Below are 6,764 nucleotides of genomic sequence, written 5' to 3'. Positions count from 1 at the left end.
ATTTCCTCCGTAATTTCACGGTAGATATTCTTTTTCATATCTCCCTCCTCCTTTTGGAATTTTCAGGCGGAGGAGGGAGAACGGATTGCTCCCCTGGCGGGGAAGTCTCCCTCCCCCGCCGGGGGATATGTAACGGATGGACTAACTGTCCTTTCGGGTTCTACGAATACGAAGGATTACATAGGTGCTCAATGCCACTCCAATTGTAAAAAGCTCCATCCAGATAACGGGGTTTTTGATGATATCCATCAATTCCTCCATGTTTAAATATTATTTTCGTTCTTCCATTGAGGCAAGCAAAACCACCATCAGTGCTAGTAGCCATCCTAAAAAGAACATTACAATGGTGGTTGCTGAATATTTATTTCTTAGAAGAGAATCGATGACAGGTGTGGCGGTAAATACAACATTCCTCCTACCGAAGATTTTTTAAGGGAGGAAGGAACCGGGAAGAATCCCATACGGGGGAAAATCGGTTCCTTCCCCCGCACGGGGTTTGATGTCTTAAAATGACGGATGATGTAGTACTCTTCTTCTATATTCCCATCCTTCCCTTTCCTCTTTGGAGAGAAAAGGGTTTTTTGTCTGTCTTAAAGCGTATTCATATTCCTCCTTGAGCCACTCCAGCTTTTGCCGGGCGAGCTCAAAGAGTTTTTCCGGGTCAGTTTTCTCTGGGTTAAGCACCCAAAGGGTGACCCAGAAATTGTCTTGTACTAGCCCGTAGTCAATCTCACCATCTGGAGTTACCCACAGAAAGACATCGGCATGGGGTAACTCCAGCCCCTTTCTAAGGGCTTCGATATACTCCTGCTGGGTAAATTTGGCTTCTAAGTAGCTTTTGGCCCTTATAAAGGGCTTCATAAAGTCCTGAAGGTCTTTGGGTTTTATCTTTGAAATGTCGAAGATTACCGGAATATTGCTGATATAATCTAGAACTCTCTTTTCAAGATCAGGAACCCTTACATTGAGGATGTCTTCAATGACCCCCCAAAGGGGTTTATCTAAATACCCTGGATCTTCGAGATGTACGGGCCAGCCTTCCTCCAGATCCTGCCTTTTTTCTCCTGAGAGGTAGGACTTGAAACTTTCGATGTCGCTCTCGAATTGTAGGTATTCCTCACTTTCGTATATCCCGAAGAGTCCAATTCTTTGGATGTTCTGGGGGTTAGAAATATCTAGGTCACTGAGATCGAGTTTTCCTAAAAATAAATGGATATGTCCTAAGGAGTTCTGGATGGCTGTTATCATTTTCCCTCCTCCTTTTTGAATTTTTTTTGCCGGAGGAGGGGCAAGATCCCCCATGCCGGGGGAAAACTGCCCTCCCCCGGCCGGGGGTAGCTTACCGTCAGCACCGATTAGTATTCATCGGCGCCGGCAGCAAGCCATTCTTCGTATCTTTTTTCTATTTCTTTTAAAGGGTTTTCAACGAATGGGGGAATTGAAAACAAATAATTCCCCCATTCGTCAAGGACCTCTCTTTTCTTATTCATTTTGAGGCCCTTTTTTTTCAGGGCCTCATTGACAACCGGCAGGACTTCTGCCAGCCATTTTTTTTCTTCTTTCTTTCTTTTTCCTCCTCTTCTTTTCTTTCTCTTGCTTCAATTTCCTCTATCTTTTCTAAGATAGAGGAAATTTCCTCTTCAGATACGAAGAGCTCTTTGTGGGGATAATCCCTGTCCTTCCAAGGATGGAAGGACAAGTTTTCTACTTCTACCCTCCCTTCGGAGGGATAAATTTTTACCAGATCCCACCCGTCGATGGACGGGTGAATTCCCTCTGGGTGAAGTATTTCCACTACATTTCCTTTTCTCTTTAAACTCCAAAAGGTTGGTGTACACATATTCTTCCTCCTTTTTGGAATTTCTCCGCCCGTCGCACGGTGTGGCCGGAGGGCCACTTTTGGCCGCCGTGCTTACACCGGCCGAAACCTCTACGTGGGTAGGGGAGAACCCGGCCCACACGTAAAGGGTTGTGCGGCGGGCAGAGACCGGAGGAGAGAATACCCCCACAGCGGGGGATCCTCTCGGCCTCCCCCGCCGCCGGGGGTTAAATAATTATTCTTCGACTTGGAATTTTTGATGGGGAGGAACTTCCCTGATAAGGGAAGTTCCTCCCCCCCTAAATGTGGTAGTCATAAATTTCGGTAATTAGCAGGATTTCGTCTTCAGGGGCATCTAAAAGGAACTCCTCTAGAAACTCCATCTTCGGCCCGAATTCATATTCGGGCCAGATAAACCAAAATGTTGAGTCATGCCAAGCAATGTGATGAATCTCCCAGAGAGATCCATCACGTTCGATAATCTCTTTGATTTTTTTGACTCTTTCTTTCTTTTCAGCGAGAAGTTCTTCTTTTAGCTGAGATACTTGCCAGCCGTGGAAAGAGCCTTTAACCCAACTAGGTCTTCCAAAATAACTGGAAAACCAGTCAATTGACCTTTTCCATTCTTCATCTTTCTCATTAATCCTGATTACATAGTCGCACCCTGGGATCATTTTAACCAATTCATATTCTTCCCAAGGTGAAGTATAGAGAATTTTATTGGGTTTAAAGAAATCTACAGTGAAAATTCTTCCGTGCATGGCTCCTCCCTCCTTTTTGGATTTTTTTTGGGAAAATGGCGGAGGAAGGAGCCGAAGGGAATCCCCCTAGCGGGGAAAGAAGCTCCTTCCCCCGCCGGGAGTGTGCTAGTTACGAGGACATTCGGTAACAATAACTAAAAAGTTGATGTTACCGACGTCCTCGCCGAAATCTTCCGCAATTTTTTCCCTGATATATTCGTCATAAATGCCCTCGCTGACAGCTTTGCCAACGGGGCACTTTCGATGGCAGAGATCACATATATGGAAGTGATCTCCATTCCCATTGAGGATTTTCACCCTCTTTGCCGCTTCCTGGGGAGTGGGCCAATCTGATTCTGGAACCCACTCCCCACTTGGGGTGTAAAACCCTACTGTCCAAACTCTTGGTTCCGTTCGGATGTAAACGTACTTACCCATATCCTCCTCCTTTTAGTTTTTTCAGAGGAGGCGGGAGCCTACCCCCAGAGGGGGCAAAAAAGGCTGTCCGCCCCCTCTAGGGGTTATTTCCTTTCTTCAGGATCCCAGAGACGGTAAAACTTTCCGTCCCTGGGAAAATACCAACTCCCCCCACGCTTCACGGCAATATAAGTACCGTGGTAGCGCATGAGGCGAGGGATTTTCGCCTCTTTGGGGGAGTTCGATTGGACGGGAGAGAACAGCAAAACCGTCCAGCTATAGAAGAAAAGAAGTAGAAAAAAGATAATCAACCCTACAACGAAGGAAATGATGTCTTTCATGGCCTCCTCCTTTCAGGCAGAGGGAGAAGGCCATGCCCCAACAGGGGGAAGAGAAAGCCTTCTCCCCCTGCCGGGGTGGTGGTTTATAAAGGAGGAACAGACGAACCGTCCGTCCCCAGCCAGGGCTAAAGATAAGAAGTTTGGTTGCTTACCACTTCAGGGTTGAGGGCTTCCAAATATTCGCCCCCCATGCGCACCAAAAGGACCCCTCTCTTGTTGGCAAGGTTTACCAATTCTTCAGGGATCTTGAAGGCAGCAAGTACCGGAACAATTTTCAAATTTTGATATGTGGGCTTAAATTCCAGAAGGTCTTCAAGATGGGCTTTTAGCTGCTCAAAGTCTTCGCTACGGGCCTGGCTTTTTACCTCTGCCACAAAAATGGCCTTGTTTCCCTTCTCATCTTCCGCTACGACCAGAGCATCATATTGCCTAAAGCGACCATCTTTTTCAAATTCCACGTTGAGCATCTTCTCTCTGATTTTGTAGCCCAAGGCCCTTGCTAGATAAGGAATTCCCGGGGCAAAGATGTCTTCGGTAATAGTTCCAAGACGGTTGGCAAGTTCACCCCACTTCTTGCGCATCCACTCACGGTCTTTTTCCACATTTTTCTCTAACAGAGCAATAGATTCTCGCAGTTTCCTAATATGTAACCGTTCTTCCAACACCGCTATTACAAGATCCGATGTAATATCCTTCAATAATTCCAGTTCGCTTTTGTGCCTTTTTGTTTCTGGATAGATTTCTTCAAGGATTTTTTCGATTTTTTCTAACCGATTCATTATGGTTGCTCCAATCACGTTTTCGCCTCCTTAAGTATAATTTACAGGCAGGCCGGATGTAACCCCGGCCCGAATTGGTTTTTTCTTCCTTTAAAGGAAGGAGCCGAAGAGAATTCCCCTGGAAGGGAAAGAAGATTCTTCCCCTGCCGGGGTTGTTTAATTATTTCCAGATTACGACTTCGATCTTAGTCCCTTCCTGCAAGAAGGGACTAAGACGATCTAAAAGGGTGTAGATCCGAACTACACCGCCCGGCCCGTGCCAGTACCAGACGGCTTTTCCATTACCATTCTTTGATTTGGAAACTTCCTTTTTGACCTGTCCTTTAATCGTTAGAGTGATACCGGGGCCACTAACAATAATGCCTACATACACGTCTTGGGAAAGTAGGCGATAAGGGACTATTTTCCATAATTCCTCAGTTTCGCCGGTTTCTTTATCTACAAAAACCGGCTTACCTTCGTGAAAACGAATCGTTCCCTCGAAGGTAATAAATTTTTCTTTTAATGTCCGGTGTGCCCCCAGAAGTGACGAGTACTTCTGGGGTAGTTCAAAAGACGCTGAAAATCCGTTCGTTTTTACTTCCATCTCGCCTCCTCCTTTTTTGATTTTTTGCCCTCTTTAAAAACATCTTTTCGGGCGAGGGCTGAAACCCGAAAGGCATATATTGTCGGAGGAGGCGAGTTTCCCCCGATGGGGGAGAAAAGATCGCCTCCCCCGTCGGGGATTTCAGACGCAATACTACCGTCCTTCCGGCAGTTTCCGGGAAAACCACCGGAAGTCCAAAAAATCTGTAAATTGTCAAAGAGCAAAAAGAAAAAGAAAAAACAAAAACAAAAACTCTGTTCTTTTATCAGTCCCCCTTTCAAGGAAGGAGACTCATAAAAGAACAGACACGTCCGGTTCCTGGAGAAAAAAGGAAAAGAAATTCAAAAGAAACCGGACGTGTAAAAGTGTTAAGACCACCCCATAAGTGGGCCATCCTTATGGGGTTTTGGGATGGAGATATTCTTTCATTTTTTCTTTAAGAAAATCTTCCCACAGCTTTTTAGCACATTGTTTGCATATTCCGTGTGAATATTGGTCGATATGCTCTAATCTTTTCCCACACCAAGCACACATATTTCTTACCTCCTTTCATGGTTTCGGCCTCCCCTGGTCCCCGGGATGCCCCGGAAATTCCCCGAAGAAGTGGTGTCCAAGAAACTTTCGGGGCATCCCAGGGTGGGACCGAAACCCGAGGAGGTGGGGATAAGATCCGGGCAAGGGGATTCCCCTTGCCCGGGATTGATTTATAGCGTTTTGTAAGGAAGGTCTCTGAAAGAGAGACCATCCTTACACAGATCGTTTAGGTCTTTTCCCTCTGGCAGGGAAAAGACCTGTTTAGCCAGTCCTTCGGAGACGGCCCATTCGGTCATCTCTTGCCCGGCCTCGTCTCCATCAAGGGCCAGCCAAATTTCAAAGTTCCTCCCTTCCAAAATGGGAGAAACTTTTTTGATTTCCTTGACCCCGGAAAGGCCAAGGATATTTCCCCGCCACCCCATAGCTATGGCGGAGAGGAGATCTATTACTCCCTCCACCACAAGTAGGTGGCGGGACTTGGCCCTCCAGAGCCAAAATCCCTTGGGGCCGAGTGTAATAGTCTTAGGCTCGGCCCCGTTAACGGTTCTAAATTCCGCTCCCCTTCCCTTTTCTTCTAGATAGAGGTTGAAAGGCGCTACAATGGGGCGCCTTCCAACCAGGAAGGGGAGCGTGTTTTTAACCTCGCCGGTTTCCTCATTGATCTTAAGGAAACCGGCCTTTTCAACCAGGTCCGGCGAAAACTTTTCTATTTCTTGCCGGACCTGGAAGAAATTTGGCAGAAAATATAGGAATTTTCTTCTTATTGCTTCCCGGACGACCCTTTCGGGGATTTTTCTTTCCCCGATGAGGTAGCGCCAGCAATGACGGCGGCTACCTCTCGCCCGGGAAGCGATGGCCAGGAGCTTTTCTACGATTTCGCTCCTGGCTTCATTTTTTTGATCTTCTCTCTTTTTAACATCTCCGACGGACCTCAACTCCACCCCGTAGCCGTAGGTATCGTTTAAGATTTCCCTAGCGGCCTCGAGAGGAGAGAGGCCCTCGATTTCTGCCACCGCAGTAATAACGTCGCCCCGGGCTTCACAGCGGTGGCAGTACCAGCGGTTGGTCTCTTCAAAGATGACCAACCGCACCGATTTTGAGTCGAAAGATTGCCCGCAGGCGGGGCAACGGCTTGACCGCCAGCGGCTTCCGACCCTCCTGAGAGGAAACCCATAACGCTCGAGTAGTTCGAGGATCCCTATAGCGTTACGGGCTTCCTCGAAAATTGAAATTGAAGAGGCATGTGGCATAAGCGCCTCCTATGAAGAGATAGCCGCTTTGGTAAAAAGAGCTTTTTTTAGTTTTTTGAGATTGATTCCGGCGATTTGGGCCCAGAAATGAGCCCAGTCGCTGTCTAGCCAGGAGAGAAGTTCTTCGACTTCTTCCTGGCAGCCTTTTACAAGGGCTTGGTGAAGGTCCTTTGAAAACTGGAAGAAAACTGCCTGAGCTAGCCTTGTCTCAGGAAGTTTTCTTTCGGGATAGGAAGAAAAAGAAGTTTGATAAATTGCTTGATTTTGTCTCATGGTCTCCTCCTTTTGAGATTTTTGA

The 6,764-nt window shown here is 46.9% G+C and carries 9 protein-coding genes; all 9 read right to left on the bottom strand.

Annotation, left to right across the window (positions count from 1 at the left end; translation table 11 throughout):
* Window positions 1-504: 504 nt before the first annotated feature.
* Window positions 505-1,302: a hypothetical protein gene (locus ACWB1W_RS03260; RefSeq protein WP_479369966.1), complete on the bottom strand. Its 798-nt coding sequence runs from the start codon at window positions 1,300-1,302 to the stop codon at window positions 505-507.
* Window positions 1,303-1,355: 53 nt separating this feature from the next.
* Entirely contained in the window at window positions 1,356-1,490 is a 135-nt protein-coding gene (locus ACWB1W_RS03255; RefSeq protein WP_479369965.1) for a hypothetical protein, read from the bottom strand.
* 17 nt (window positions 1,491-1,507) lie between these two features.
* Window positions 1,508-1,795, bottom strand: a complete 288-nt coding sequence (locus ACWB1W_RS03250; protein ID WP_479369964.1) for a hypothetical protein — start codon at window positions 1,793-1,795, stop codon at window positions 1,508-1,510.
* Between the two features lie 323 nt (window positions 1,796-2,118).
* Window positions 2,119-2,580, bottom strand: coding sequence for a hypothetical protein (locus ACWB1W_RS03245; protein ID WP_479369963.1), 462 nt, complete (start codon window positions 2,578-2,580; stop codon window positions 2,119-2,121).
* A gap of 105 nt (window positions 2,581-2,685) precedes the next feature.
* Complete coding sequence (locus tag ACWB1W_RS03240; protein WP_479369962.1) at window positions 2,686-2,997, bottom strand: hypothetical protein; 312 nt, start codon at window positions 2,995-2,997, stop codon at window positions 2,686-2,688.
* Between the two features lie 445 nt (window positions 2,998-3,442).
* Complete coding sequence (locus ACWB1W_RS03235; RefSeq protein WP_479369961.1) at window positions 3,443-4,114, bottom strand: DUF8196 domain-containing protein; 672 nt, start codon at window positions 4,112-4,114, stop codon at window positions 3,443-3,445.
* Between the two features lie 142 nt (window positions 4,115-4,256).
* Complete coding sequence (locus tag ACWB1W_RS03230; protein WP_479369960.1) at window positions 4,257-4,682, bottom strand: hypothetical protein; 426 nt, start codon at window positions 4,680-4,682, stop codon at window positions 4,257-4,259.
* 704 nt (window positions 4,683-5,386) lie between these two features.
* Window positions 5,387-6,466 (bottom strand): toprim domain-containing protein, encoded by a 1,080-nt coding sequence (locus tag ACWB1W_RS03225; protein WP_479369959.1) that lies wholly within the window; start codon window positions 6,464-6,466, stop codon window positions 5,387-5,389.
* Window positions 6,467-6,475: 9 nt separating this feature from the next.
* The coding region (locus tag ACWB1W_RS03220) for a hypothetical protein (RefSeq protein WP_479369958.1) at window positions 6,476-6,764 on the bottom strand (289 nt) is incomplete at its 5' end.

The sequence above is a fragment of the Aquifex sp. genome (assembly GCF_056494385.1).
Note: the sequence above shows the minus strand (reverse complement) of the source record. Positions and strands in the feature narration are given on the sequence as shown.

Bases quoted from the DNA above. Each gene is read 5' to 3' on its own strand.
- ACWB1W_RS03260 (WP_479369966.1), bottom strand. From the start codon at position 1,302: ATGGGGGATCTTGCCCCTCCTCCGGCAAAAAAAATTCAAAAAGGAGGA.
- ACWB1W_RS03255 (WP_479369965.1), bottom strand. From the start codon at position 1,490: ATGAATAAGAAAAGAGAGGTCCTTGACGAATGGGGGAATTATTTGTTT.
- ACWB1W_RS03245 (WP_479369963.1), bottom strand. From the start codon at position 2,580: ATGCACGGAAGAATTTTCACTGTAGATTTCTTTAAACCCAATAAAATT.
- ACWB1W_RS03240 (WP_479369962.1), bottom strand. From the start codon at position 2,997: ATGGGTAAGTACGTTTACATCCGAACGGAACCAAGAGTTTGGACAGTA.
- ACWB1W_RS03230 (WP_479369960.1), bottom strand. From the start codon at position 4,682: ATGGAAGTAAAAACGAACGGATTTTCAGCGTCTTTTGAACTACCCCAG.
- ACWB1W_RS03225 (WP_479369959.1), bottom strand. From the start codon at position 6,466: ATGCCACATGCCTCTTCAATTTCAATTTTCGAGGAAGCCCGTAACGCT.